Origin of the sequence: Dickeya parazeae Ech586 (assembly GCF_000025065.1) — a bacterium.
Lineage (GTDB): Bacteria > Pseudomonadota > Gammaproteobacteria > Enterobacterales > Enterobacteriaceae > Dickeya > Dickeya zeae.
This window is the reverse complement of sequence record NC_013592.1, coordinates 4,297,410-4,323,942: the sequence shown is the minus strand read 5'-3', so window position 1 is coordinate 4,323,942 and position 26,533 is coordinate 4,297,410. Positions and strand designations below refer to the sequence as shown.

Sequence of the window (26,533 nt, the reverse complement as noted above, 5' to 3'; positions counted from 1 at the left end):
CATGACAAGGCAGGCACACGATATAAAAAGCGTGTCTGAAAGTCTGTACTCGTCGCAGGCTTGTTTATGCCGTCCGATGGCAGGATACCGCGTAGCGTGGCGGCATAATGCCTGACCAGGGTGAGAATCAGGAGAGCCGAATAGGATGTCGCTCGGCAACGCGATGGCATCGTCATCCTGATGATGACCTGTCCGGCCTGTTTTGCTGTGTGTCTGTTTTCGCGATGTCGGTCTGTTTCGCTGTGTTTGATAGTATTGATATACGGTTTAGCGATGGTTGTTGTCAATATACCCGTCATACTTCAAGTTGCAGGTGTGTGGGTTGCGCTCGTTCACCCGAATCACTTACTTGAGTAAGCTCATCGGGATTCACTCGCTTACCGCCTTCCTGCAACTCGAATTATTTAGGGTATAAGCGCGTTATGCCAACAGAAAAAAGGGAACCTGCAATGGGTTCCCTTTTATTTTTTAACGCGTTGGTAATGAATTCGGGTGGGGGATTATTCCAGGTCTTTCGCCATCTGTTGCAGCCAACTGTCCACACCGCTGGATGGTACCGTCAACGTACGCGTAGTCGTAGTAGCGGTGGGATAACCACCGACTTCGCTCTGGCTGTTGACGAAGGTGCCGCTGCGTTTCTGGAAGTCGTTAACGATGCGTTTGTCTACCGCGTCGCGGTCTTTCGGACGCGCACCGGCGTGCTGCGTCACCTGGTTGGCTACCGACGATGAACTGAGCGCCGTCAACCCGGTGGGCCAGACGGGGGCGGATTTCAGCAGGTTAATGCCCGTACCGGAGGTCTGCGCGACGGCTTTGCCTGCTTTATCGAAGGCCAGATTGTCGCTCATCCAGACATCACCACCAGTGGTGTTGCTGCCGACCAGTGAGAGATCGGATTTGGTGTTGGCGCCGTAATACATCACGTTACCGGCGATCGCGACTTTGGCGTTAACCGGCAAAGAACGGCCTTCCCATTCGCTTTGTATCGCCCCGATGCGGATACCCCAAATCCCCGGGTTGTAGATCAGGTTGTTGACCACAACGCCGGTGGTTGCGCCTTTAAACCATGGGTTGCGTTCATTGTTGTGGGCGTACAGGTTGCCGATGATCGCAGCGTTGGTCACGTTATCGTGCACCAGCGTTCCCATCGAGTGGATGCCTTTGGAGTGGCTGGAGTCGTACAGCCCTTCCGCAATAATGTTATTTGAGAAGGTAACGTTATGGGCTGTACCGGACTGGCCGTCGTAACGCGGGCCTGAAACCGACAGGTTTTCGTCGGTGCCCCAGGCAAAGCTACAGTGGTCCACCACCACGTTGTAGGCGTCCGGCCCGTAGAGTGACACGTCTTTCTCAAAGCCGCTCTTCTTGGCGTGACCGTTATCACCAATGCGGAAACGGATATGCTGCATCAGGACATCATGGGTGGTGATCATCATGCCGCCCTTGACCAACGTAATACCCGGTGACGGTGCTGTCTGACCGGCAATGGTGACGTAAGGCTCGGCAAGACGGATGTCTCTATCTGATATGTCGATCACGCCGCCCACTTCGAACACGATAATACGCGGGCCTTTGGTGGCCAATGCTTCGCGCAGCGAGCCTGCACCGCTGGAGGCTAGCGTGGTGACACGGATAACTTTGCCGCCGCTGCCGGCTACCGTCTCGGTACCGAATCCTTTCAGGTCAGGGGCGGCGGTGCTGGCGGCCTGAGCAGTCAGTACGCAGGTACTGAATAACAACGTAAATAAAAGGGTGTGTTTCATGATGACTTGATCCCTATGCCGGGGCGTGTTCTGCCTGATAGCGAGGCGTTGTCAAACAAAAGGCGGGTGAGTAATGATGGCTCTCCCGCCCTGAATCAATCATGCGTCCTGCGCCCGGCAAAACCGGGCGCAGGACGTTCCAGAGGTCAGTCAGGCTGACGGGAAGGCATTACTTACAGGCTGAACTGGTCAGTGTTGCCAGGTTTTTGCCTACACCTGCGTAGTTAGCCAGTTTGTCCTTCACGCACTGCGCGCTAACCGGGCTGTAGCTGTAAGGCACAGTCGGGTAGGTGCCGGTGGAAGTCCAACTGTCGGCGTTAACGTAGGCCTTGGTGTCGGCTGTCCAGGTAATGTTGTAAGTCGCAAAATCGGCCGGTTTGGTGATGTTGTTGTTTTTCAGTACCCAGGTGCCGAAATTGCTGCCGTCATAGCGTGACGTTACCGGGCTTACCGCATTTTCGAACCAGTTGTTTTCGATCAGCGCCTTACCATTCTGGCGGACGTTGAGGCCGGAGCTGGTGATATTGGTGTACAGGTTGTTGTACGCATGGACATTACCACCGCGTTGCAACGGCAAACGGGCGTTAACGTCGTTGTAAACGTTGTGATGGTAGGTGATGTTGCGTTCAGCGCTGTCAGAAGCACTGAAGCCCGCCAGACCGACCTTCTTCACACCGTGGATGTAGTTGTAGGAGATGGTGACGTAAGTGGCGCCTTTTTTGATGTCGAAGGCGGATTCAAAGGTGGTATCGCCGTCTTTGGTTCCGTCACATTCGTGGTTCGCTGCGAACAGTTCGTTATGGTCCAGCCAGACGTTTGGCGAGTTGTCGATACGGAACATGTCGCCATCCTGAGCACCGCCCGGCAGGTAGCCGATACGCATGTTGCGTACCACGACGTCGGAGGAATTGACTATCCAGATACCAAAGTTCGCGGAAGAACCGTTGGCACCAATGATGGTGATGCCTTTGGTGAAGTCTTTGATTTCCACGCCACGGGCATCTTTGCTCCACTGGCCGCAAATGTTGGCGGCTGCCGCGTTGATCAGACTGTCTTCGTTACCGGTGTAGGTGATGATCAGTGGGTAGGCACCGCCTTTCACTTTTTTACCGTTGGCATCCACTTTGGCTGCATCGATGATACTTACAATATCCTGCATGGACGCAGCCGTTTTGCTAACCGCGCCTGTGACGTTACCACCGTCCGTTTTGGTATAACCACCGGTATCAGCGGCCAGGCTGGATTGACTGAATGCCAGCAGCAGACCGGCGGCAATGGGAGTAATGAGTGATTTCATGAGTCGTGTTCCTGTTTTTAAAAAAAATGTGAAATGGGCATTTATCGTTCCACATGCCCTTATTGGTGGTTGATGCAGCCGCGATATTCCCGTCATGCTTCATGTTGCAGGGGCATTAACTGCCTTTCAGTCACACAACTCATGCAGGGTACACATAAGTAAAACCGAATCGCATGAATCAACCTGCGCTCAGTTTTAGCTCAAAAAGACGACATTTCAATAGGTGAAACGGCAGTTCATTATTAGTAATGGTTATGTTTTTTCAAATTTTGACAGGCGTCACTCTTTATGGACGGAGTTCTGACCTGTTGGTTATAACCTTTAATAATTAAAAACCTGCCGATTATTAAATTCATTCGCCAGATGAGCGGCAGGCTTGTCCATACCCTGAAAAAGAGCAGGCGATTGCCTGCTCGATCACCGGGTTATTGATTGCTGGGTTACTGACAGGCGGCGCTGGTTAGCGTGGCCAGGTTTTTACCCACACCAGCGTAGTTAGCCAGTTTGTCCTTCACACACTGCGCGCTAACCGGGCTGTAGCTATAGCTCACCGCCGGGAAGGTACCGGTGGAGGTCCAGCTATCCGCATTCACGTAAGGTTTGGTGTCTGCCGTCCAGGTGATACCGTAGGTCGAGAAGTCAGCCGGTTTGGCGATATTGTTGTTTTTCAGCACCCAGGTGCCGAAATTCTTGCCGTCATAACGGGATGTCACCGGATTCACTGCGTTTTCGAACCAGTTGTTTTCGATCAAGGCCTGGCCGTTCTGACGCACGTTGAGACCGGAACTGGTGACATTGGTGTACAGGTTGTTGTAAGCATGCACCAGACCACCGCGTTGTAACGGCAGGCGGGCGTTCACGTCGTTATAGCGGTTATGGTGATAGGTGATGTTGCGGCCGGTGTCGCTGCTGCTGGAACCGTCCAGCCCCACTTTTTTCACACCGTGGATGTAGTTGTAGGAAACGGTGACGTAATCTGACGCCCCTTTGATATCGACGGCGGCTTCAAAGGTGGTATCCCCGTCTGGCGTACCGTCGCACTCATGGTTGGCGGCGAATAATTCGTTATGGTCAACCCAGACGTTCGGCGAATCATCCACGCGGATCATGTCGCCATCTTTAGCCCCGCCCGGGACGTAGCCGATACGCATGTTTTGCACCACCACGTCAGAGGATTTCTTAATCCAGATACCGAAGTTAGCGGATGAGCCGTTAGCGCCGATGATGGTGATGCCTTTGGTGAACTCCTTGATTTCCACGCCACGGGGGTCTTTGCTCCACTGGCCGCAGATATTGGCTGCCGCCGCGTTGATCAGCGAGTCTTCATTACCGGTATAGGTGATGACCAGTGGGTACGCGCCGCCCTTCACCTTTTTGCCGTTAGCATCCAGACGGGCTGCTGCGATGATATCGACGATATCTTGCATCGATGTGGCCGTCTTGCTGACCGCACCCGTCACGTTGCCCCCCGCTGTTGCGGCGTAACCGCCGGTATTGGTAGCAGCCAGCGCGGGTTGGCTGAGTGCCAGTAACAGTCCAGCGGTAATCGGGGTAATGAGTGATTTCATAGCCTGTATTCCTTTTCTCTAAACCATCAATAAGTTTGTGGGCATGAGTTTTTCCCTGCGCCCGTAGTGGACGTTGGCCGGTATGCCGGTAGATGAAAGCTGTCCATGCATGCCGGTCACCAGACTCAGTTTTAGTGTAAAAATCGAACACTTCAACAAGCGAAATGCCATTTCACTATCTGGATCGAATAGATTTTTTAATAGTTTTGAGCAGGCTCACGCTAACGGGTTTCGATAACAGGTTTGGCAATAACTATTCAGTAAATCTTCATAGTTTTGGTTTGGAATGAATTGTGAAGTTGTTCACAGGCACGGTGGCCGATCCGTTCGCTGACCCGGTTGTGTCACCCGGTGGCTTCTCTCCCGCATTTCGCCGTATTTCCACGTTGAACAGCCGCGCTCGTGAAGCGGGCAATTTCTTACTCTGCTCTTATCGCTGACATGAGCAAAGGGTGGGGATATGCAACCAGTTGATGAACTGACTATTTTGGCTGATGGGCTGCATGATGTGGTACGAAGGCGAATTTTGCGCACTTACATTGCGCACATGGAGGAGCAGCAACGGCATTTTGCCGGGTTTCAGACCAACCAACAGGGCGGCTTCGATGCCGGGTTGCGTCCATTGCTGGAGATGAACCTGCTGAACCTGGGGGACAGCATGGAACCCGGTGCTTATCAGGTTAACAGCAAGCGTTTTGAACGGGCGGTGCTGGCGTATTACGCCCAACTGTGGCGTTTGCCATCACCGTACTGGGGTTACCTGACGGCGATGGGGTCGACGGAAGGCAACCTGTTTGCGCTGTGGAATGCGCGCGATTTTCTGTGTGGCGCGGCGACCACCCATTGGCCGTCCACTGCGCATGCGCGCTACGCGCCCGTGGTCCTGTATTCCGAGCGCAGCCACTACTCACTGGCCAAGGCGTGCCGGGTATTGCAGCTGGCAACCCCCGCACAAGCCGGTCCGGCGTTGGGGCGTTGCCCGTTTAATGGCGGTGTCTGGCCACAGGCGCTGCCCTGCGATGATGCCGGGCGCGTGGACGTAGAGAGCCTGTTGCAACTGGTGGTGTTTTTTCATCGCTACCGACGGCCGGTGATTATCTGCCTGACCAGTGGGACGACGTTTAGCGGTGCCTGTGACGACTGGGCGCAGATTACGGCGCAATTGCAGCGGTTGCTGCCGCCGAATACCCCGCAGCAACGCCACTATTGGCTGCACATGGACGGGGCGTTGTCGTCCAATTATCTGCCGTTCTGGCCGGAGCCGGAAGGGCGTCAACTGGCGATTGATGCACTGGCGGCATCACTGCATTCCATCTGCGCCAGCCCGTACAAATGGCTAAGTATGCCGTGGCCGTGCGGCGTGGTGATGTTGCCTGAAGCGTATCGCGCGGTGGCACTCGATCGCCCGAACTATATCGGCAGCGGTGAGGCAACGTTATCCGGCTCGCGTCCCGGCTTGTCGGCGGTGGTGCTGTGGAACCAGCTGTGTCGTCTGGGTGAGTCAGGACAGCAAGAGATGATCCGCCGTTGTCACGAGGTACAACGCTACGCATACCAGCAACTTCGCTATCTGTTTGAACGCCTTGACCCCGGCCGGGAGCGGTTAGTGGTACTGCCGTTAATCCGTGGCTCGCTGATGGTGCAATTCAGTGCGCCACACCCGTCGGTGATTGAACGGTTTTCGTTATCCAGCGATCAGGTGGTCGTGCAGGGAACGCCGAGGCGATTCTGCCATCTGGTGGTGTTGCCGCATTGTCATCAGGCACTGGTAGATAGCCTGCTGTGGGCGCTCAGACAGCCCGGTGCTTTTGCGCCGGTTACGGAGGTGTGATTATGCGAACGCTATGGGCATGCATTGCAGCGGGGTGTCTGTTTTGGGGGGGAGCGGTGTGGGCGGCGGTGGCGGATAACGCGCCGGATACCCGACCGGTCGATGTGAGCGTGAGTATTTTTATCAATAAAATTTACGGCGTAAACACCCTCGAGCAAACCTACAAGGTGGATGGGTATCTGGTCGCGCAATGGACGGGTAAGCCGCGCAAAACACCCGGCGACAAACCCTTGATCGTTGAAAACAACCAGATCGAGTGGTGGATTAAGAATGGATTATGGGTACCGGCGCTGGAATTTATCAACGTGGTTGGCAGCCCGGATACTGGTAATAAGCGCCTGATGCTGTTTCCCGATGGCCGGGTTATCTATAACGCCCGCTTTTTGGGTTCGTTCAGTAATGACATGGATTTCCGCCTGTTCCCGTTTGATCACCAACAGTTCGTGCTGGAACTGGAGCCGTTTTCCTATAACAACCAGCAATTGCGGTTCAGCAGCATCCAGGTTTATACCGAAAACATTGATAACGAAGAGATAGACGAGTGGTGGATTCGGGGAAAAGCCGCCACCCATATCAGCGATATTCGTTATGATCATTTGAGCAGTGTGCAGCCCAACCAGAACGAATTTTCCCGTATTACGGTGCAGATAGACGCGGTTCGCAACCCGTCCTACTACCTGTGGAGTTTTATCCTGCCGCTGGGGCTGATTATCGCTGCCTCCTGGAGCGTGTTCTGGCTCGAATCGTTTTCCGAGCGTTTGCAGACCTCGTTCACGCTGATGCTGACTGTGGTGGCCTATGCGTTTTACACCAGCAATATTCTGCCGCGCCTGCCTTACACCACAATCATCGATCAGATGATCATCGCCGGGTATGGCAGCATTTTCGCGGCGATTTTGCTGATTATCTTCGCCCATCATCGTCAAGCGAACGGCGTGGAAGATGAGCGATTGATACGCCGCTGTCGTCTGGTTTTTCCGCTCAGTTTTCTGGCGATAGGTGGGATGCTGGTTATTCGGGGGATCACGCTATGAACGTTTCACCTTCACGAGCAGCGCTGGTCGAAGCATTGTTCGCCAGCCTGATTTTTATCGGCTTGCTGGGGTTTTCGACCTACATGGTTTACCACAAGTCTATCAACACGCTGGAGCAGGAAATTAAAATCGGCTTGTTGTCGAACGTGCGAGCGGCCGCCTCCACCCTGTCTGGCGATGAGCACCAGAACATCACCGCGCATACCGAGCGTGATGATCCGCTTTACCGGCAACTGGCAGTGCAACTGGAACGTATTCGTCAGGCGTCGCAGGATGTGCGTTACATCTATACCACGATACTGGATCAGGACAAGGTGCGCTTTGTCGTCAACCCCAGCCCGCAAAACGACAATGATGGCGACGGTGTCCCCGACCTGCCCCCGGCATTGATGCAGGTCTATGACAATGCGCCATCGGAACTGGCGGCAGCGCTGCGGGAGCAGAAAACTGGGGTATCGGAACAACCGTATCGGGACGAATGGGGCGTTTTCATCAGCGCCTACGCGCCTTTTTATGACCGACAGGGGACGTTTCGCGGCGTACTGGCGATGGATCTTGAGTTATCACGTTTTTATCAGCGGTTAGAGGCGCTCAATCAGGTATTTCGCAAGGCCATCATTACCATTGTGTTTCTCGGCTTGGTCGTCGGACTGGCGGTATGGTGGATGCGGCGTAGTAGCCAGCAGGTACGCAGGCAACTGGCACTGCGCGAGCAGGCTTACCATGCGTTGTTGCACGCCACGTCCCCTTTACAACTGGAACGGCTGTATGACCAGACGCTGCCGCTGTTGTTTTTGCGTGGCGGCACCCCTGCCCACTCACCGCTAGACATGACATCCATCCCCCTCTCTGCAGATACCACCACCGTAGACCCGGCTGTGCGGGACAATCACGGCGCGTTGCAGAGCAATTTATCCGCATGGTGGCACCACACTGCGCCGTCGTTATTGCCCTGCCCAGCCTCCATGCTAACGAAGGTACCCATCGACGTGCTGGACGCCTATTTCTCACCGGATTATTACCGTGGTTTCTGGTTGCAAAGCTTTCAACTGTGGCGGCAACTGGCGCAGCAACCGCTACAAATTGAGGTGCACCTGCAGGAAGAAGCGTTGCTGTACTGGGTGCTGGATATCCTTCTGATACGAACCGGTGAACCGGACAAGGGCGAAGACGGTGACTCGGCGGACTGGTGGCGACGCTTTTTGCTCTGGCAGGCAGACGCTGAATTAGCACACGTGGCTATCCGCCAGGTGGAGAAGGGGCAGCTGTGGCTGAGCTGGCGGGTACCTAAATATCCGGAGGCGTTATGATACGGCGGTTATTACCTATCCTGTTGATCATGCAAACGTTCTTGATTCAACTGGTCTCCGGCATCAATTACGTCACTATCCCGGTGCTGATGAACCTGCAAGGTCATAACAATTTGTGGATAGGCGTGGCGATGGCCTGCGAAATCATTGGCGTATTGCTATTCCATCGGCGATTGAGTCGGCTGATTCAGTGGATAGGGCTGGTGTGGTCAACGCTGTTACTGGTGTTACTGCGTGCGGGGCTGTGCGTCAGCATGGCGTGGCAACAGTTTTATCCCGGCTGGCTGGTCAGTATTTTGGGGTACGGGCTGTGTACCGGGATGCAGCTGATCCTGCTACAGACCTGGCTTAACCAATTGCCACTGCGACGGCGTGGCGTGGTGATGGGGCTGTTTTCAGCCGCGCTGTCGTTGGGGGTAGCGTTGGGGCCGGTCTTGTTGCAACTAACGCAAGTATCGATGACACAGCGGTTCTGGCTGACTGCGTTGCTGAGCCTGAGCTCGTTGTTGCTGGTGTGGATTGCCCACATCAACCCACAGTCGGAGACGGTTTCTGCGGTTCGTTTTCGCTTTGTCTGCCGTCATGCCCGCGCCATTCTGGTTTCCGCGCTGGTGGGGGGCGTCAGTTTTTACGGTTTACCTAATTTTCTGACCTTGTATGGCATGAGCGATGGATTGACGGACGAGCGGGCATCGTTGCTGATGACCATGTTCATGTTGGGCAGCGTGACGCTTGGCATGGCCGTCAGCCTGCTATCGGATTGGGTAAACCGACAATGGATCGTCGCGTTCTGTATTTTCTGCTCGGTGGTATGCGCGGTGTTTCTGGCACTGGCGGTGTACGCCGACTACGGTGCCACGTTGGTGTTGTTGTATCTCTGGGGTGGGAGTATGGGCGGCGTGTACAGCATTGGTTTGTCGCTGATTGGCGATCGTTTTCATCCACAGCAGCAGATGTCTGCCAACATGAGTTACACCATGATGGATTCCCTCGGCGGCATCGTCGGTTTGATTGGCATCGGTTTCATGATGGACCGCATGGGGCCAGAGGGGATGACGCTGGTGCTGGTGGTGGTCGGCTGCGCCTTCCTCTGTTACCTGGTGTGGGAGTTGGTTGAACACCAAACGCCGTTTCAATAAACGCGGCTTCTTGATGCCCCGTCTCGTCGTGAACGCAGGAATGCCGCCTCGTTGCTTCTTTGCCCCGGTTGATGACCGGGGCGTGGATTGACGATGTCCTGATTTCCCCCGATTTTGCTGCATGTTCCCCTGCTTTTTACCGATATTTCCCCAAGAGAGGGAGGCGTCTTCCTCTGCAAACTGACTGCGTCAAGCCATTGAGGAGGAAACCGAATGACTCTTGAAATTAGTCAGGAAAAATTAAAAAAGGTAATGACGGCCGCCAGTGCCGACGATCTCACGCAATTTCAGCCGGCATTACAGCAGGAATGCAACGCGGCGCAGATCGATACCCCTTTGCGTTTTGCGCACTTTATTGCCCAGATTGCGCACGAGAGCAATGAGTTGCGCGCCCGGGTGGAGAATTTGAATTACAGCGCCAAAGGGCTGCGCTCGGTGTTTGGGCGGTATTTCACCACGGATGAGATGGCCGCACAGTGTGAACGCAACCCCGAAGCCATCGCCAATATTGTTTATGCCAACCGACTGGGTAATGGCGCGACGCAAACCGGTGATGGCTGGAAGTATCGCGGTCGTGGGCTGATTCAACTGACGGGACGGGATAACTATCGTGCCTGTGGCAGTGCCATTGGTCAGGATCTGGTGACTAATCCTGACCTGATTAGCCAGAATCCGGACGTTTCGGTGGCGGCGGCAATTTGGTTTTGGAAAAAGAACGGTCTCAACGAACTGGCCGATCAGGATGATATCAATGGGATCACCCGTAGGATTAATGGCGGCTTGAATGGCCTGGCCGATCGTAAAAACTATCTGGCGAAGGCTAAACGCGCTTTTAACTGATAAACGTGTTTTTAACTGATAAACGTGATGCATGTGGACAATACCGGTGCCAGAGGTCAATTCGGCAAGGCAAGGTAACGCCGGTTTATCTGGAGCCGATATTTTCCACAGCGACGTGAACATCCCGTCTTTTTAAAATGGGGGTGCGTTGTTCAATAAGTTTTCAGTATTTTATTGGATGGTTATAGGTAACCTATTGAGCGACCTGGATCTGATAAAACTGATACTAAAGTGATACCAAAATATTCTTTAAGTAAGGCTAGTATGAATTTATTCGTTCAGGATAAATAAATGATGCATCGCAGGTCGTTTAAATCATAAATGACGATGACATTTATTGAGACAGACTGTGTTTACTGTGTGAAAGTTCTGCGCCAGTTCCAGAGTGAAAGAAAATATAACCGGACAGCATGGTTATCATTCATGCAATAGTAGCGGTTGTTATTCTCTTGCGAGCGGAGTGGTCTGAAAACACCGGGGATTTTACATTCCACATTCAGGAAAGAGAATGATGATGCACTCGTCGAACACTCGTGATCTATTCGTTGACAATCCGCTATCGGGCTTGCAGCAATTAGGGATAAATGGAGAGGGAGTAAAAATCGGTATTATTGATGGTGCCATTGATAGTCATCACCCGATATTAAATCATTTAACCATTGAAAGCCTGGCTGCACAGGAAAATAAAACGACCTCACACGGAACGGCAGTCAGCAGCATTATTGGTGGAAAAGGCGTTGGTATTGCACCGGCAGCCACTATTTTGAGTATCCCTGTATTTCATGAGGATGAACGGGGAAATATTCATGGCTGCTCTGAACGTACCCTGGCAAAAGCGATTCGTGATGCCCGTTTACATGGCTGCCATATTATTAATGTGAGTGGTGCGTCATTATCGATAAATGGCCATGGAACGGATGAATTACGTAAAGCCATTGACGATTGTGAAAAAGACGGCGTGTTGATTGTGGCAGCTGTCGGTAATGAAGGCCGCAATAGTGAGTCATTACCGGCATCAATGGATTTTGTTCTGGCTGTTGGTGCCTGCGATAAAGAAGGGTTGCCCGCTCCATTTAATAACTATGGGGTGAAACTGAGAAAGAAAATGTTGCTGGCATCCGGTGTATCCATTCCTGTTGCTACGCCGAATTATGATCTGTCTGTTGTCTCTGGCAGCAGTTTTTCTGCCCCGGTAGTGTCGGCGATATCGGCATTAATCATGAGGGCAATAAATGTGGCGGGGCATTGTCGTGCGCCACAAATTATTCGGGACCTGCTATTTACTACAGCGACCCCTCTTGTGTTGTCAACGGCAGCTAATCGGGAGTCAGTGATATACCGATTAAATATTCAGAAAGTATTCCGGCAAATAGCACAGGAATTCTCTCACCAACCACCCAAAAGGATCATGACCATGTCAACTGAAGAAAAAAATATTGAGCCTGCCGCTGTGGAGCTGCTGGTTCCCTCGATTATCGACACCCATCAGGACATTCAGGATGTGGCGTTGGGCGATGATGCCGTACTGGCGCCTTCCAGCCTGAGTACCGAAGTGAGTGCGCCATCGCGTGACGCTGGCCTGGCGTTCCCCAAAATCAGCGACCCGGCGGCCAACCATTATGTGCATGCGCCTGCCCGGCGGATTATGCCGCAGTCTTCTGCGCTGGATGCGCGCACAGTGCGTGATCAGGAAAAGATTTTTGTTATCGGCCAGGTTGGCTATGACTTCGGTACCGAAGCGCGGTTGGATTACTTCACCCAGGTCATGGGCAATAAAAGCGGCTATCCGTTTGATCCAGTACAAATGGCTGAACATTTGAATACCGGCGATAACGCGGAGCAATCCAACGCGTTGATCTGGACATTAAAAATCGACGGTATTCCGGTGTACGCCATTAAACCGGATGCGCAGTTCGCGGTGCTGGAATACGCCCGCCTGGTGGAGTTCCTGTACGAGCAGGAAACCAAAGGCGTAGAACGTGTTTCCATCGCCGGGATTATCAGCGGTGAAACGCGGTTGTTCAACGGCCAGGTGATTCCGACCATCAGCCCGGTATTACGCGGCATGTTCAACTGGGAATCCCAGGATATTTCGAAAATGCTGATGGGCGAAAGCGCCGTCGGTACGCCGAAATCCAAAGAGCTGATCAACTTCATCAACCGTATTTACTACGAGCTGCGTAACCGCGGTTACGAGTCGAATGAGCGCGCGATTAACTATGCGGCCACTAACGCTTATCAGATGAAGGAAATCTTCGATGACGCCTTCGCTGAAGGATTATTCCTGAACAAAATCAGCGCAGAGCGCAGCCCGGTCAGCCGCCCGGAATCCGATTGCTGGGACGTGGTACTGGAGTTCTTCAACCCGAAAGAACGTCTTACCGCTGCCCGCAAACTGTATCGCTACACCATTGACGTCAGTGATGTCATGCCGGTCACCATCGGCACGCTGCGTAGCTGGCATGCCTATTAATACCCGGCTTGCCGTTTGTTCTCGGTTTTAAGATTTGCCGCCAGTTGGGGGCATTAACCTGGGGATATCCCCAAAATACGATGTAAATACACTCAAGGAGAAATACCATGAAACTTCCAACCCAAGCACAGAATGTGAACCGCGCTAACCGTGTTGCTGAAGCCAAAGCCTCTGGCGTGAACCCGGCTTTCTGGGGTGAAGCGCTGAATCTGCTGAAAAAAGCAGGCCAGGGCGCGCTGAGCGGCGTACTGAGCTAATCGACAATGGTGCACGGCCATATGGCCGTGCACCATTTCTTCATAATAAGAAAAAATACAGTGATGTAATACGGTAATAATTATATTGTCAAAATCAGGGGATATGACGTTCGGTGAATGTACATCATAACGAATTAATAGGTTCGATTGTGGCTCTGCATGATTCATATGCATGAATATCAACCCACAGTAAATGAGGGTTGGTGTTTAGAGCGTGTCATGAAAATAGTGCCATAAAAAGAGCGTATTAATTTTTATTGCAGAGGGGAATGTATGTCTAACAATGGATTTTTCTTGAACACCGCAGTGATCAAAGACCTGAGGCTAAAAAAAAATTAAGTCAGGAGGAATTGTCGGAGCTGAGTCTTGAGTCGAAGTGTTATATCTCTATCTCTACAGTAAAAAGAGCCGAGTTAGGCAAGCCTATTTCCAGGCAAACATTGTGTAAATTTGCGAAATTCTTTGATGTCACGGTAGATAATCTCATTTTACCCTCGGATGAGCGGGTTTCTCGTGACGTGACTCATGATGAGTGTAAATGCATCGCGTTTATTTTTGCCGGAATATATAACATGTTGGTTATGAATGAGGCGAATAAGACCTGATTGTAGACATAGAAAATAATATTTTAACGAAAGCCATATTAACCCTCGAATGATTGTTGTGAGGGCGGGTGATTATAGACAGCACAGGCATGAATTGTCGCGGTCACATCACCATGTTGGCGTTGTGCGTTGAATTCGAGTGCCAGCAGGGAAAGCATTTTATTTTTATCCCATGTTCGCGGTGATAATCAATAAAAACAGTAAAGGGATTTACTTTATTTTACCAGGGTGTAGTCAGGACGGTTTTTCGACAGGGTATATCGCTATCACATTTCAGGTTGCCGGTGTATGTATTGATGGGGTCTCCCCAGCCATTCACCTGCGTCAGCACTTGGGTATTTGCTGCTTTTGGGTAGCCCGAATTATTGGGATAGGGATAGTTGTTTTTATGGTTGAAATAGCGGTTGAAATAAGACGGTGGCGTTGCATCAGCCATACCCGTTCTTATGAAGGAGTACATTGTTGTGAAATGTACGCTGGCAGGAGTTGAATAAAGGATTTTCCCGTGAAAACAGAAAATATACTACCTGGTAAACTAAAAAATATTCCTGCTGAAAAGATCCCTCTGGCGGGTTATTCGGTAGGAAGACATATTCCTGAATTCATCTTTTTACCCTCCGCACTGCGTGGGCAAATCGATCGGTTATTGCTGTCTGGCCAGCCGATTCTGCTGCATGGCGAACCGGGTGCCGATCTGTCTGATATCACCAGCTATATTCGTGCCAGGCTGCTGGCATCCCAAGGGCGTTATGTCGAGCTTAGCGGCGAAGGTGACCCAGTGAAACAGGTGATGGATGTCCTTGCCTCGCTGCCTGATGGTCATCGATTGACGCTGTGCATACCCAGCTTTGATGCCTTGACCGAACAGCAACAACAGACGTTGCTGAAGCAATTGCAGGATGAACAGGCCGGTCACCATGCGCTGCGGCTGGTATTCGGGTTGATAGCCACCCCGACAGAACGCGGCGCGTTGCCGACACAACCCGGCGCACAACTGATGTCGACCTTTGGGTGCCAGCTATTGTCTATATCGGCCCTGAAAGGCAAAACGCCAGAGATAGTCGAACTGGTCCACGCGGCCTGGCAGGCGTACCGTCAATCGGTCCGGCAGACATTGCATCCTGACGTACTGTCTTATCTGCACCATTACGAATGGCCCGGCAATGTCCGGCAATTGTGGCACAGCGTCGCCCGGCTACTAATGCTCAGTGAGGATGCTGAGATTAGCCTGGCCCAGGCCAGCCGCATTCTGCCGCATATTATCCCCCTAACGGAGCTGGCGCAGAGAGGGGAAGGGCGGCGGATTAACCGCTCATTGTGTGATGCGGTATTGAGCCGCGATCAGGACGCGTTGCAGCAGTTCCACCCCTCGGTGATCAAAGCGCTGTTGTATCTGGGCGAGCATTTTCAACGTGAAGTGACGCTGATTGAACTGGCTGAGAATTCGCATATCAGTCCGTCGCATCTTTCTTATCTGCTCAAGCACAGTCTGGGTTTATCGTTTAAACAGATTCTGAATCAGACCCGCATTTTCTATGCCTGCCAGCGGCTGGAGTGTCACCCCATGAGCCGCATTACTAATCTCTATCTGGATTGCGGCTATGGCGACCTGAGCCATTTTGAAAAGATGTTTAAGCGCTACACCGGTGCGACCCCCATCGAGTTTAGAAAGCAGTTCAATCCGATGTTGCTGCGTAATGAAACCGGGTGAGAACTCGGTTATCGCGGAGCGCCCCGGCCATCATTGACCGGGGTTTTCCCGTGATGTCGGCAGGTTTTTATACCCGCGTTCTGCGTCACATTTACGTTCTGTACCGATTGTTTCCACCTCGTATCTGGACAACCGCCTCTCAACTCTTCAGACTCGGCACATTCATTCGACATCATGTGCTGTCAGCATGACATCGACGACGCATGTAGCGTCATTTATCCGCTGATCAATAAAGATATGCTGCTACTTATCGATAACTGCCATCGACGTCCATTGGCGTTTATTGTCCTCCATATTTTGGTTTAATCTTATTAAATTACAGTCAATTACCGTTCATTGGCGGGTGAGGTAGTCCATTGTTATCCACGAAAATAGCGGGTATCTTTGCGGGTATCGTTTATCTGATACCCGCAATTGTATGCCGCTGACTGATGCAAAAATTCGTAGTACCAAACCGGCCAATAAACCGATCAAGCTAGCTGATGGCGGTGGCCTGTATCTGGATGTTCGCCCGTCAGGTTCAAAACTGTGGCGCTACCGATACCGTATTGCAGGAAAAGAAAACGTATTTGCTCTGGGGGAGTATCCAACACTGAGCCTTGCCGAAGCCCGCGCTGAGCATGATAAAGCCAGAGCGTTGGTCAAACAGGCGATACATCCAGCACATCAGCGCCAGTTAGAACGTATGGCGAGCTACAGCGCTAACGCGAATACGTTCGAAGCTGTTGCGCGTGAATGGATCGATAAAAAGTCACCAGACTGGACACCTTACTACTTACGGCAGGTTGAACGCTTCTTAGCTGCCGATGTATTCCCTGCCATTGGTAAGTTGCCAATCAAAAGTGTTAAAGCGGCCCACCTGCTTGAGATCATTAAACGTATTGAAGGGCGAGGGGCGGAGACAGTTGCTTTGCTTATAAGGCAGTGGTCTTCTGCGATATTTCGTTACGCAGTAGCAACACTTCGCGCAGATAGCGATCCGGCGGCGGCGCTCAAAGGCGCAATACGCCGACCTAAAGTTGAGCATCATAAACCTCTGTCGCGTACTGAAATTGAGGATTTCATGCAGGCACTGAATCGCTATGGTGGTTATCGCACCACGGTGATTGCCTTAAAATTGATGCTACTGACGTTCGTCAGAACTGTTGAGCTTCGCAAAGCAGAATGGCGGGAATTTGATCTGGATGGTGCTGAATGGCGAATCCCTGCCGGAAGAATGAAAATGCGTGAGGAGCATATTGTCCCCTTATCAACGCAGGCGATTGTGCTGCTACGTGAATTACAAACATACACTGGCGGACGCGGGTGGCTGTTCCCAAATTATCGTAACCCACAGGATTGCATGACGGCGACCACCCTTAACCGTGCGCTTGAGCGTATGGGGTTTAATGGCAAGGACAGCATCGGTTTTTCCGCGCACGGCTTTCGCGCTACCGCATCAACGATTTTAAATGAAATGGGATACCGCCCGGATGTGATCGAACGTCAGCTTGCTCATACTGAGCGTAATAAGGTACGAGCGAGTTACAACCGTGCGGTGTATTTGGATGAGCGTCGAAAGATGATGCAAGCGTGGGCGGATTTTGTTAATGGTTCTCCCACCTAGCAGGATGAATGATTTTTAATAAATATTTGATTTTATTTATTTTTTTATTGTTTTGCACTTAATGAATCCTCGTGAGAGAATAGAAATATTTTTCATTGTAATAGAGTTGGTATAGAGAATGGGCAAGCGTATTCTTGAGCATGAGGCTATCAAGCAGCTCAGTAAAAAATCGGTTCGCAAGTTGTTTGGCGTACATGATATTCCAAGAGCTAGTTCTCCATTCCGTTATCCCGGAGGTAAAGATAAGCTTACGTCTTTTTTAGCTATTTTTTTAACTCATAATAAGCTTGTGGGAGCTAGATTTATTGAGCCATTTTGCGGGGGGGCTGGTGCTTCATTATCTTTGCTAATTGGTGGATATGTTAAAGAAATCCATCTTAATGATAAAAATTATGCACTTTATTGTTTTTGGGATCAATTAATTAATAATACAGATAAACTCCTTGATTTAGTTTATCAAACGACACCATCAATAGATGGTTGGCATATACAAAGAGATATTTATAATTTAAGTATTAGTGATAGAACTAAGTACTCAAAACTTGAGTATGGATTTAGTGCTTTTTATTTGAATAGAGCGAATCGTTCAGGTGTTTTAGGTGCTGGCCCTATTGGTGGTCTAGAGCAGACAGGTAATTATAAAATTGATTGTCGCTATACTAAAAATACGTTAATAAAAAAATTAGAAAGAATAGCGGAAATGAGAAACTCAATCTTTGTATACAATGAGGATTGTATTGATTTCTTGCGACGGTTTGATCATAAGGAAAATTATGATCTCGATTTTGTATATTTAGATCCTCCATATGTAAAAGAAGGGAAAAACATTTACTCAAAGGATTTTTGCTTTGATGATTTTAAACACAAGGAGTTAAAAGATTTTATTGTCTCATTCTCTAATCGTTGGCTTATTTCATATGATGATCACCCACTTGTCCATGAATTGTATTCTCAACATGGTACTAGAGCTATAGAATTTAGTTATGTCATGAATCAAGCTAAAGTAGGTAAAGAGCTTATGATCGCTGATTCTAGGCTGAGAATGCCGGAGTCACTATTCACTATAGAAGAAGCAGGTGAAAATAATTTAGAATTAGGAAACAAAAAGAAAACGGCCTAAAGCTAGGCCGCATCTTGTTGTAAGTTTTCTGTTATTTGAATAACATATTGGGATATGCTATTTATTTCATCTGCTCTTTCAATCAGTAATTCCGGTTTATTCTCAAGCAATGAGATTCCTTTTTTAAAATATGCTGGCACTCTTAGCCTATATAAAAAAACCCCAAACTCATCAGCTATTAGCGAAATAAAATCTCTTTTTAGAGACTCATCATCACTCTCAACATCAAAAGGAATTATTATTGCATCAATTATTCTGTAAAGGCGTTGTGATAGCCAATAATTTTGTATTGCTTCAATATCACCTTTAACTGGTTTAGATCGCCAATTGTTACCGCTAGCAACTTGTGAAAAATATATTATCTTATTACCCGGCATTCGATCATTTGGATTGGGAGAACTCCACGAAATAACATCAATACCAGCATCTTTATGTGGTCTGGATTGTAAATAAAGGTTTATGTCTTGAAATGATTTTACTTGTCCTTCACCAATAAGATCTATTGTACGGCATAAAGAGTTGTAAAAACTACTATGATCTGGTCTTGGCCATCCAAAAGATATGCTATGCCCATCAGAATAGCCAGCCATTGCTATAGTCGCGGCTATTTGCAATAAATCTCTATGCCTATTAGTCGGAGCTTCTAACCCACTGAAAAGTCTAGAATCTGAAACATGAGAGAAATATAAGCAATATAAATAAATGTGCTGATCAATTGTTAGATTTTCTACACTTTCACTTTTTAATATGAAACATTGGCTATCTTCTTCGAATTCAAATGGGTAGCTATCTGCTAGTATTTCACTGCGTTGTTTATATTGCTCAAGTATTTTCTGTATTTCATTTTCGACATCTGCATCTTCTTCAGCTATATTTCTTGACGAAAATGATTCAAGGTTTTCTAGTATATTCCTTAGTTCAGAAACCCGAAAAGTAACATATTGATTGCAAAGGCAGGAAAATTCTACCCAATCTAATTTTACTTGAATTGGATAACTTTCAGGATAAGGTAGTAATTGCATTCTTTATCCTTTTATTTCATTAATTTGAAATTGAACTTTTGTGATTTTTTTCTTAAATTGTTCAATGTAATTCTTTGTTATTTCATCTAAATTTTCAGTGCGATCTAAAACAGATGATATCGTATCTAATTGTTTATTTATTTCTAGGAACGCATCTTTAATATGCTGTAATGGATCGCCTGCTTGTTTATATAATTCTGCTAAATTATCAACTCCAGATTTGAATGCTCCATATGATATATTATTAGCAAGAACCTCTCCAAAATATTTTAAATCTGGGTTCTGTGACGAAATTAATGAAGTCTTCTTGTCTTTCTTATATCCGTATAGACCAACAAGAACATCTTTTAGCTTTTCAAGATTCTTTTCAGGAACTGGATTGTTGTTTAAAGTAATGTTCCAATCTTTCTCCAATCCTAGAAAATCTCTATATTCAACTCTGTTTAATGCTGTGTATAAATGAGAAAACGAAAATTTATTAGACATCCTATCACTATGAATGTCGTAAACCTCTTGGTTGCGTGCTTGCTCTAAAACAAACATAGCACTAACAATAGAACGGACGGTGTTATTACTATCACCAAGCTTTTTAGTAATAGTATCAATTGTGACTCCGCTATCTCTTTCACTTATGAACCACTTATATGCAAATTGTGCTTTTGCAAAAGAATCCCATTTATGCGGCCCGTTTACATGCTTAAATCCAATAAATGATCTCGCTTCTGATTCATCATTAACCAGATATACTGCAATTTCTTTTAAAGAGTTAGTAATGTCTTCATTTAATGTAGTTGGTACAACAACTCGGCACTGCCTAGCTAATTCAGGATCTTTAAGCAATTTTATAGCTGCAAGCCTTCTGTTGCCTTCCAAAACAACATAATACTGATCCCGTTTCATAATAATTAAGGGTTCAATAGACATGTATCCATTCTCTGAAATCGACTTTATTAATTCATCCAGATCTGCTGTATCGGATAAAGCTTTTACCAATTCATATAGCTCGGCATTATCGTTGAAATTTTTCCCATTAAATAATCTAGGATTACGGGTATCCAACTTAAGTACATCTGGAGATACTTTCTCTGTAACATGTGGCATTAATTTGGGAAGAGTCATATCATTAACCAATTCAATTTAGAATATGTTCATTGTAATTTTTTTTGCTAATAATGCCATACTTTTCAAGCAGCATACTTGAGTTTTTTTGTCTAAAAAATACATTTAGTTATTTAAAATCAATTGGTTAAGTTGGTTTGGATGTTTGTATGCGGGTTTGTTGATATTTATGTGTTTTTATCGTATTTTCATCTACGTAATCCGTTGTCTCAGACAACTGCCAATGTTTCCAGTGTCAGGATGATACGAGTGACCTGAGAGAAACGCCTTCGGGTGGTCACCCCTTCAATGCTGTACGGTTCCAGTATCTGGTGTGTGTGATTGTAGTGAACTGTATGGCCCTTTCTTCAGAGCCAGGGAAAAAATGCCATCGTAGCCTGAAAGATGGCGCTATTACCGTAGCGGTACCTCCGTTAATCCTTTGAGAACGGAGATCACCACGCTATATGATGGTGATAAAGGAATATTAACTTTACACAAAAGCCAGAATGGCTTGTTTTTACTTGCAAAAAACGGCGTTGCTGTCTGTTGATCTATGGCAGGCGTGCTGCCGTATGCTTTATGCCGCATTGAATGTCTTTGCTGGCAACGGGCTGCTTTTATCTACTATCGGCTTCCAGATTCAATGACAGACATTTATGGCTGTCCTGTTAGCCTATGTTTTAACTTTTTGTTTTTTTAAAGCAATAAGCGTTCTCAGCGCGCTTATTGACTCAGGGTTAGCGTTTTATCGCGTAACCCCACCTTCTTCATAGCAACGACAGGCGTGTGTTTAGTGTTGTCATGTAGTTTTGCTTTGTCATCAGACAACGGCAGAGATTCGCTCATGGCAACGCTTTCACCCGGCGTCACTTTTACCGCGCAAGCAGGTGAAAGTGACGCCGCGCACTGACGTCTTTCTCGACTTTACTCATGGCCGTTTGCGCTGCGTGTCAACATTCTGACACCACCGTTTTCGCGCCTCATTGTGTTTAAAAGCATTCTGGATCGATACCGAGGCAGGCGATTTGCCTGGGGGTATGACTGTGTGAACAGCGGTTGCACTGTGTGCATCACCGACCCCCCGATACCTCAACAAAACCCAAGCCCTCCGGCGCACAGGTATCGTTCAGGCAGAGCACCGACTCTGCATAGCAGCCATGCGCCGAAGGGCTGAAGTCGAGATAAGAGCATGACAAAACTCAGTCGTGAAATGAAAACATGGGCGAAACAGGCGGGTGGCAGCCATAAAACGGTTCATGATCGCCTCCGTATTGTTGAGCGTTTGTGCCGTCATCTGCTGACACTCAACATTCAGGTGCGCAGTGTACAGCACGTTAAAGCCCGGCATATCGAAAGCTATGTGGCGGCTCGCCGCTCTCAGGGCATGGCTTTGCGCACGTTGCATAACGAGATGTCCGCCTTGCGCAGCGTGCTGCGTCTGGCAGGCCGGGGCAAACTGGTGGATGACCCCCGCCTGAGCAATCAGGCGCTGGGGCTGGGTGGTGCCAGCCGGGCAGGCACTAAATATGCCATCCCGGATGCGCGCTATCAGTCCGTGCTGGAGTCCGCCCGCCGGGAAGATGCCGGTCTGGCCTGTGCGCTCCAGCTTGCCCGGCTGCTGGGGTTGCGTTCGCAGGAAGCGGTGCAGTGTTGTGCCTCGCTGAAGCGCTGGGAACAGCAACTGACCCGGCAGGCTGACCGGCTCACTGTCGTGTTTGGTACCAAAGGTGGGCGACCGCGTGAAACCCGCGTGCTGGACAGCGCAGCGGTGCTTGCTGCTGTGCGTGAGGCACTTGTCATCGCCGACAACCGCAACGGCAAACTCATCGATAAACCGGATTTGAAAACCGCCATGAATTTCTGGCGTGCCCGGACTACCCGCCTCGGCCTGACCAGCCATTACTCCCCCCACAGTCTGCGCTATGCATGGGCGCAGGATGCCATGCGTTTCTACCTTACCGACGGGTTTAGCCGTCAGGAGGCACGGGCGCTGGTGTCGATGGATTTGGGTCATGGCGATGGCCGTGGCCGTTATGTTGAACGTGTCTACACCCGTCAGGAGGAGGCGTAATGATGTCCAATCTCACTCTGTTGCGTTTGCCCGATGTGATGAAAAAAACCAGCCTCAAAAAATCCTGGATCTATTACCTGATCGATCGTGGTGAATTCCCCCAGCCGGTGAAGCTGGGCGCACGTTCTGTCGCCTGGGTGGAGAGTGAAATCAACGACTGGATTGCCGAACGTATCCGTCAGCGGGCGGAGGGGCGCAAATGAGTCATTCAGCTTTTCTTCTGGCGGGCAAATTGGGCTATACTGCGCGGGCTACGGCAAAATCCGTAGCCGGAATTGGCGTTCCGAACAATAGTCTGGTGCCTGAATACGCATATTGTGCGTATTTTTTTGCAGGCAAGCGTCGAGCTGTACCTTCAATGGTGGCTCGTGCGGGGCTTCCGCAAGGAAGGCCGGTAGCCAGACTGTCCGGTAACGCCAACCTCGCACGGGCTACCACCCGCGAGATTGGCGTCTCTGGTGGTAGCTATCACAATTGCTACAGTCTGGAGGCTGCCTTATGGCTACGACCCTTAGCTATTCTTGCCTGCAATCTTTCACCTCTCTTGTGGAGGTGCGCTATGTATAACCCCACACCGCTGTTACTGGAAGAGATCGCCGATCACTGCCGGGTGCTGGCCTACGCCATCATTGAGCTGGAAAACCCCGTTGCCAAAGAGCTGCTGATGTTCATCTTATGGGAGCGGCTTAACCTGCTGAATGACACGCTGGATGCGGAGGGGCCGGACAATGAGTAAGTTTGTCTCGGAAAGTGTTGCACAATCCCGCCACCGCTGGCCATCGATTCTGGCGGCATTAGATATCTACTTTCCTGCCGGGGGTCAGCATGGCCCTTGCCCTGTCTGCGGTGGAAAAGATCGCTTCCGCTTTGATGACAAGCGGGGACGTGGCACCTGGTTCTGTAATCATTGCGGCCACGGTGATGGTCTGGATCTGGTCGCCCGCGTCAGGCGGTGTGACATCGCGGAAGCGGCCAGAGTGGTGACGGCACTGGCGTCATCAGCCAGTGAAACACCGCCCGCCAGAGAAAAGGCGGTTGATCCCCGCCCGCTGGCAGAACGCATCAAGGCGCTGATGGCTGCCGCGAACACCGGGGAAAGCCGGTATCTGAAAGCCAGAGGGCTGATGACACAGGCTATGCTGCTGACTGCCACACAGGCGATGACCATCGGGCGTGTCCGGTTTGGCGAAGGATCGCTACTGTTGCCGATGTTCCGCACCTCCGGTGAACTGGCAGGGGCGCAACTGATCACGCCCGGCGGTGAAAAGCGGCTGTATCCCGGCACACAGTTGAAAGGGGCGTTTATTCCGGTCAACCACGACCCGGAGCCGTCAAAACTGATTATCACCGAAGGGTATGCCACGGCGCTCACTCTGCAACAGTGCTCGTCATGCCATGTGGTGGCGGCGGTATCGGCCAATAACCTGCTGAACGTGGCGCAGGCATTCAGGGCGCGTTATCCCCATTGCTGCCTGATTCTGGCCGGGGATAACGATATTCACCCGGATGGCACGGCCAACACCGGCAAACTGATGGCGGAGAAAGCGGCGCTGGCCGTTGACGGCTGGGTGTCCCTGCCGCCGACCGATACCGCCAGTGACTGGGATGATTTTCGTCAACGGCACGGCATGGAAGCCACCAAAGCCGCATTCCGGCGTCAGCTTACCCAGCCTGCCGTTATCAGTCCGGCCCCGTTGCCTGACGCCGGGCTGTCTCCTGTCACGGCATTTTCCTCCGCCCTGCCTCTGCGTAAAGGCTCGGAAGGGTTTGATACCCGGCAGGATTACCTGATCAAGGGCTACCTGCCGAGCGGCGCGGTTGCCAGTGCCTACGGTGCCAGCGGGTCGTATAAATCCTTTCTGGCTGTTTCCTGGGCGTGCCATATCGCCACCGGAAAGCCGTGGGCCAACCGACCGGTCACACAGGGTGCGGTGATTTATGTGGTAGGCGAAGGCGGGATCGGCGTACCGCGCCGCATTCGGGCGTGGGAGGAAACGCTGAACGACCGTAGCCCGATTGATGCGCTCTACCGCGTTGACTGCCCGGTATTCCCGGCCAGTCCCGACAGCGTGGAGCAGGTGATCAAGGCCGCCCATGACGTGCAGGCCGCCACCGGGATGGCAGTACGGCTGATCATTCTGGATACACTGGCCCGCTGCTTTGGCGGTTCGGATGAAAACGCCGCTAAAGACATGGGGGCGTTTATTCAGGGTTGCGACTACATCAAGGCGGCCACGCAGGCCACGGTACTGATTATTCATCACTCCGGCAAAGATCAGGACAAAGGCGCTCGCGGCTCCAGCGCCTTCCGGGCTGCGCTGGACGTGGAGTTTAATGTGCGCCGCGAGGCCGATGGGCAGGCGCTGATCCTGACCTGCACCAAGATGAAGGACGCTGAAGAGCCACCACGCCGGGCCTACGACCTGACGGCGGTGAATCTGTACGTGGACGATGACGGCGAGCCGGTCACGTCGCTGGTTCTGCGGGATGAAGGCCGGGAAGTCCGCGATGATCCGACCGACGCTGACCCGGCGCTCAGTGGGATCACCCGGCTGACGGATAACCATGTAGCGCTGTGGGAAGCGATCCGCTCGCGCACGGCCAGTGGAGATGGCTGCACCCGCGCACTGGTGCGCGACGATATGCGGGCGATGGGGTTTGATGTCTCCAAAAAGTTTACCCGCTGGCTGGATAAACTCGTCAAGGATGACCTGATCGCGCTGGATGGTGAAAACATCGTGCCATTATCAAAACGCGGTAACGTGGGGGAATAAACGGGGGAAATGTGGGGGAAACAGGGTATCAGGCTATGGTATCTGGCGACTTCCCCCACTTCCCGGATGCCTATATACCCTAAGTGGGGGGAGAATAATTAACTTACTGTATATCAATGATTTATTGTTTTTCTGCCGTCATCCGGTGGGGGAAGCGTATTACGCGGTAAGGTGGGGGAAAGGTGGGGGAGTCAGCACAGAAAACCGCTTTACCAGCATGAACGCTATTTACCCCTTTCCTGCCTGATACGGCGTTTTCTGTCAATCAATGTACCCGTTTCATCAAAATAGCGGCTGGGCCAGATTTCAGCGGGATGTTTGTCCAGCGCGGTGGCAACCAGCCATTCCCCCTTCGGCCAGGGACGTACCAGCACATTCGCCAGTGTGGAAGAACTGAGTCCCGCAGAACGGGATAGCGCGGCCAGCGTGGTGCCTTTCTTGCGCAAGCCGGCGATGATATCCGCCTGATGCCAGTCGTTCCCTTGCTTCATATAATCTTTACGCCTTATCTGGTAAGCATGGATCAATACTAAGTATTGCTTAGTATATTTTCAATGCACACCACTGAGAATCACCTCAATCACGTCACAATGCGGGATTCTCATGTTACCTCATCGTTTAAAGGCGGCCCGGCTCATGGCGGGATTATCTCAGGAGCGCTTAGGCATTCTTGCCGGGATAGACGAAGCGACAGCCAGCGCTCGCATGAATCAATATGAGCGTGGGATTCACACGCCAGATTTTGAGCTGGCGCGCCGACTGGCTGCTGTGCTGCATGTTCCTGCCTGTTATTTTTATACGGTAGAAGATGATTTGGCAGAAATGATCCTGTCGTTTTACGACACGAAGGAAAATCCATCTTCATAGATAGTGCCACGGAGCGCCCGCCCCCTCCCCAAAAAGGGGGCGGGTGCGGTGCCAGACGCTATCCTGCTATTGCAGATTTTTCGCCAAATAAGAAAAATTGCGGGTATTTTTGTGGGTATCGCAGAGTGATTTCCGTAGTTTACT

24 protein-coding genes and 2 pseudogenes are annotated in these 26,533 nt (G+C 50.5%); 19 read left to right on the top strand and 7 right to left on the bottom strand.

The genetic code is table 11. The annotated features are described in order from the left end of the window. Positions 1-500 precede the first annotated feature (500 nt). The 3 genes from pelZ to pelC form a co-directional block, all read right to left on the bottom strand. Positions 501-1,763, bottom strand: coding sequence for a pectate lyase PelZ (gene pelZ / locus DD586_RS18865; protein WP_012886393.1), 1,263 nt, complete (start codon positions 1,761-1,763; stop codon positions 501-503). Between the two features lie 169 nt (positions 1,764-1,932). Then, positions 1,933-3,060 (bottom strand): pectate lyase PelB, encoded by a 1,128-nt coding sequence (pelB, locus tag DD586_RS18860; RefSeq protein WP_012886392.1) that lies wholly within the window; start codon positions 3,058-3,060, stop codon positions 1,933-1,935. 440 nt (positions 3,061-3,500) lie between these two features. Continuing rightward, positions 3,501-4,628 (bottom strand): pectate lyase PelC, encoded by a 1,128-nt coding sequence (pelC, locus tag DD586_RS18855; protein WP_012886391.1) that lies wholly within the window; start codon positions 4,626-4,628, stop codon positions 3,501-3,503. Positions 4,629-4,921: 293 nt separating this feature from the next. On the opposite strand from pelC, the gene DD586_RS22065 reads away from it, so the two are divergent. The 9 genes from DD586_RS22065 to DD586_RS18820 all read left to right on the top strand — a co-directional run bounded on the left by DD586_RS22065 (position 4,922) and on the right by DD586_RS18820 (position 14,117). Continuing rightward, entirely contained in the window at positions 4,922-5,068 is a 147-nt protein-coding gene (locus DD586_RS22065) for a hypothetical protein (protein ID WP_157668907.1), read from the top strand. Between the two features lie 20 nt (positions 5,069-5,088). Further along, the gene (locus DD586_RS18850; RefSeq protein ID WP_012886390.1) at positions 5,089-6,459 is read left to right on the top strand and encodes a pyridoxal-dependent decarboxylase; all 1,371 of its coding nucleotides are present in this window, start codon (positions 5,089-5,091) and stop codon (positions 6,457-6,459) included. Positions 6,460-6,461: 2 nt separating this feature from the next. Beyond that, a complete protein-coding gene (locus DD586_RS18845; protein WP_012886389.1) occupies positions 6,462-7,493 on the top strand; it encodes a ligand-gated ion channel in 1,032 nt (343 codons plus the stop codon). Next, complete coding sequence (locus tag DD586_RS18840; RefSeq protein ID WP_012886388.1) at positions 7,490-8,803, top strand: PDC sensor domain-containing protein; 1,314 nt, start codon at positions 7,490-7,492, stop codon at positions 8,801-8,803. The genes DD586_RS18845 and DD586_RS18840 overlap by 4 nt, the downstream gene beginning before the upstream one ends. Further along, positions 8,800-9,942 (top strand): MFS transporter, encoded by a 1,143-nt coding sequence (locus DD586_RS18835; protein WP_012886387.1) that lies wholly within the window; start codon positions 8,800-8,802, stop codon positions 9,940-9,942. The genes DD586_RS18840 and DD586_RS18835 overlap by 4 nt, the downstream gene beginning before the upstream one ends. Before the next feature lie 213 nt (positions 9,943-10,155). Then, positions 10,156-10,782, top strand: coding sequence for a glycoside hydrolase family 19 protein (locus tag DD586_RS18830; protein ID WP_012886386.1), 627 nt, complete (start codon positions 10,156-10,158; stop codon positions 10,780-10,782). A gap of 508 nt (positions 10,783-11,290) precedes the next feature. Continuing rightward, positions 11,291-13,255 (top strand): PatA/PatG family cyanobactin maturation protease, encoded by a 1,965-nt coding sequence (locus DD586_RS18825; protein ID WP_041164648.1) that lies wholly within the window; start codon positions 11,291-11,293, stop codon positions 13,253-13,255. A 107-nt stretch (positions 13,256-13,362) separates the two neighbouring features. Beyond that, the gene (locus tag DD586_RS22140; protein ID WP_012886384.1) at positions 13,363-13,512 is read left to right on the top strand and encodes a hypothetical protein; all 150 of its coding nucleotides are present in this window, start codon (positions 13,363-13,365) and stop codon (positions 13,510-13,512) included. Between the two features lie 287 nt (positions 13,513-13,799). Continuing rightward, a complete protein-coding gene (locus DD586_RS18820) occupies positions 13,800-14,117 on the top strand; it encodes a helix-turn-helix domain-containing protein (RefSeq protein ID WP_226068112.1) in 318 nt (105 codons plus the stop codon). Positions 14,118-14,337: 220 nt separating this feature from the next. On the opposite strand, the gene DD586_RS18815 is transcribed toward DD586_RS18820, so the two are convergent. Next, positions 14,338-14,553, bottom strand: coding sequence for a hypothetical protein (locus tag DD586_RS18815; RefSeq protein ID WP_041164646.1), 216 nt, complete (start codon positions 14,551-14,553; stop codon positions 14,338-14,340). Positions 14,554-14,622: 69 nt separating this feature from the next. Here DD586_RS18815 and DD586_RS18810 point away from each other — a divergent pair, with 69 nt between their 5' ends. The 3 genes from DD586_RS18810 (at position 14,623) to DD586_RS18800 (ending at position 18,554) form a co-directional block, all read left to right on the top strand. Beyond that, positions 14,623-15,828 carry a helix-turn-helix domain-containing protein gene (locus DD586_RS18810; RefSeq protein ID WP_012886382.1) on the top strand — a complete coding sequence of 402 codons (1,206 nt, stop codon included), beginning with the start codon at positions 14,623-14,625 and terminating at the stop codon, positions 15,826-15,828. A gap of 418 nt (positions 15,829-16,246) precedes the next feature. Continuing rightward, a complete protein-coding gene (locus tag DD586_RS18805) occupies positions 16,247-17,434 on the top strand; it encodes a tyrosine-type recombinase/integrase (protein WP_012886381.1) in 1,188 nt (395 codons plus the stop codon). 118 nt (positions 17,435-17,552) lie between these two features. Beyond that, positions 17,553-18,554, top strand: a complete 1,002-nt coding sequence (locus DD586_RS18800; protein ID WP_012886380.1) for a DNA adenine methylase — start codon at positions 17,553-17,555, stop codon at positions 18,552-18,554. Between the two features lie 2 nt (positions 18,555-18,556). On the opposite strand, the gene DD586_RS18795 is transcribed toward DD586_RS18800, so the two are convergent. Together DD586_RS18795 and DD586_RS18790 are read right to left on the bottom strand one after the other, a co-directional pair. Further along, a complete protein-coding gene (locus tag DD586_RS18795) occupies positions 18,557-19,576 on the bottom strand; it encodes a hypothetical protein (protein ID WP_012886379.1) in 1,020 nt (339 codons plus the stop codon). Positions 19,577-19,579: 3 nt separating this feature from the next. Next, positions 19,580-20,695, bottom strand: coding sequence for a ParB N-terminal domain-containing protein (locus DD586_RS18790; protein ID WP_038909166.1), 1,116 nt, complete (start codon positions 20,693-20,695; stop codon positions 19,580-19,582). Between the two features lie 1,171 nt (positions 20,696-21,866). On the opposite strand from DD586_RS18790, the gene DD586_RS18785 reads away from it, so the two are divergent. The 6 genes and pseudogenes from DD586_RS18785 (at position 21,867) to DD586_RS22320 (ending at position 25,522) form a co-directional block, all read left to right on the top strand. After that, positions 21,867-22,748: an integrase domain-containing protein gene (locus tag DD586_RS18785; RefSeq protein ID WP_012886377.1), complete on the top strand. Its 882-nt coding sequence runs from the start codon at positions 21,867-21,869 to the stop codon at positions 22,746-22,748. 2 nt (positions 22,749-22,750) lie between these two features. Next, positions 22,751-22,951: a helix-turn-helix transcriptional regulator gene (locus DD586_RS18780; RefSeq protein WP_026357784.1), complete on the top strand. Its 201-nt coding sequence runs from the start codon at positions 22,751-22,753 to the stop codon at positions 22,949-22,951. Further along, positions 22,948-23,274, top strand: a pseudogene (locus DD586_RS22335) (ash family protein); the annotation flags it as partial. The gene DD586_RS18780 and the pseudogene DD586_RS22335, both read left to right, overlap by 4 nt. A 33-nt stretch (positions 23,275-23,307) precedes the next feature. Further along, positions 23,308-23,484, top strand: coding sequence for a hypothetical protein (locus DD586_RS22330; RefSeq protein WP_023638494.1), 177 nt, complete (start codon positions 23,308-23,310; stop codon positions 23,482-23,484). Continuing rightward, positions 23,447-24,367: pseudogene (locus DD586_RS22325) on the top strand (primase-helicase zinc-binding domain-containing protein); the annotation flags it as partial. The gene DD586_RS22330 and the pseudogene DD586_RS22325, both read left to right, overlap by 38 nt. Positions 24,368-24,442: 75 nt before the next feature. Beyond that, positions 24,443-25,522 carry a helicase RepA family protein gene (locus DD586_RS22320; RefSeq protein WP_228669800.1) on the top strand — a complete coding sequence of 360 codons (1,080 nt, stop codon included), beginning with the start codon at positions 24,443-24,445 and terminating at the stop codon, positions 25,520-25,522. Positions 25,523-25,746: 224 nt separating this feature from the next. On the opposite strand, the gene DD586_RS18765 is transcribed toward DD586_RS22320, so the two are convergent. After that, complete coding sequence (locus tag DD586_RS18765; RefSeq protein WP_012886373.1) at positions 25,747-26,013, bottom strand: helix-turn-helix domain-containing protein; 267 nt, start codon at positions 26,011-26,013, stop codon at positions 25,747-25,749. A gap of 112 nt (positions 26,014-26,125) precedes the next feature. Between DD586_RS18765 and DD586_RS18760 the strand changes: the two genes are divergently transcribed. Beyond that, on the top strand, positions 26,126-26,389 hold the full coding sequence (locus DD586_RS18760; RefSeq protein ID WP_012886372.1) for a helix-turn-helix transcriptional regulator: 264 nt from the start codon (positions 26,126-26,128) through the stop codon (positions 26,387-26,389). Positions 26,390-26,533 lie beyond the last annotated feature (144 nt).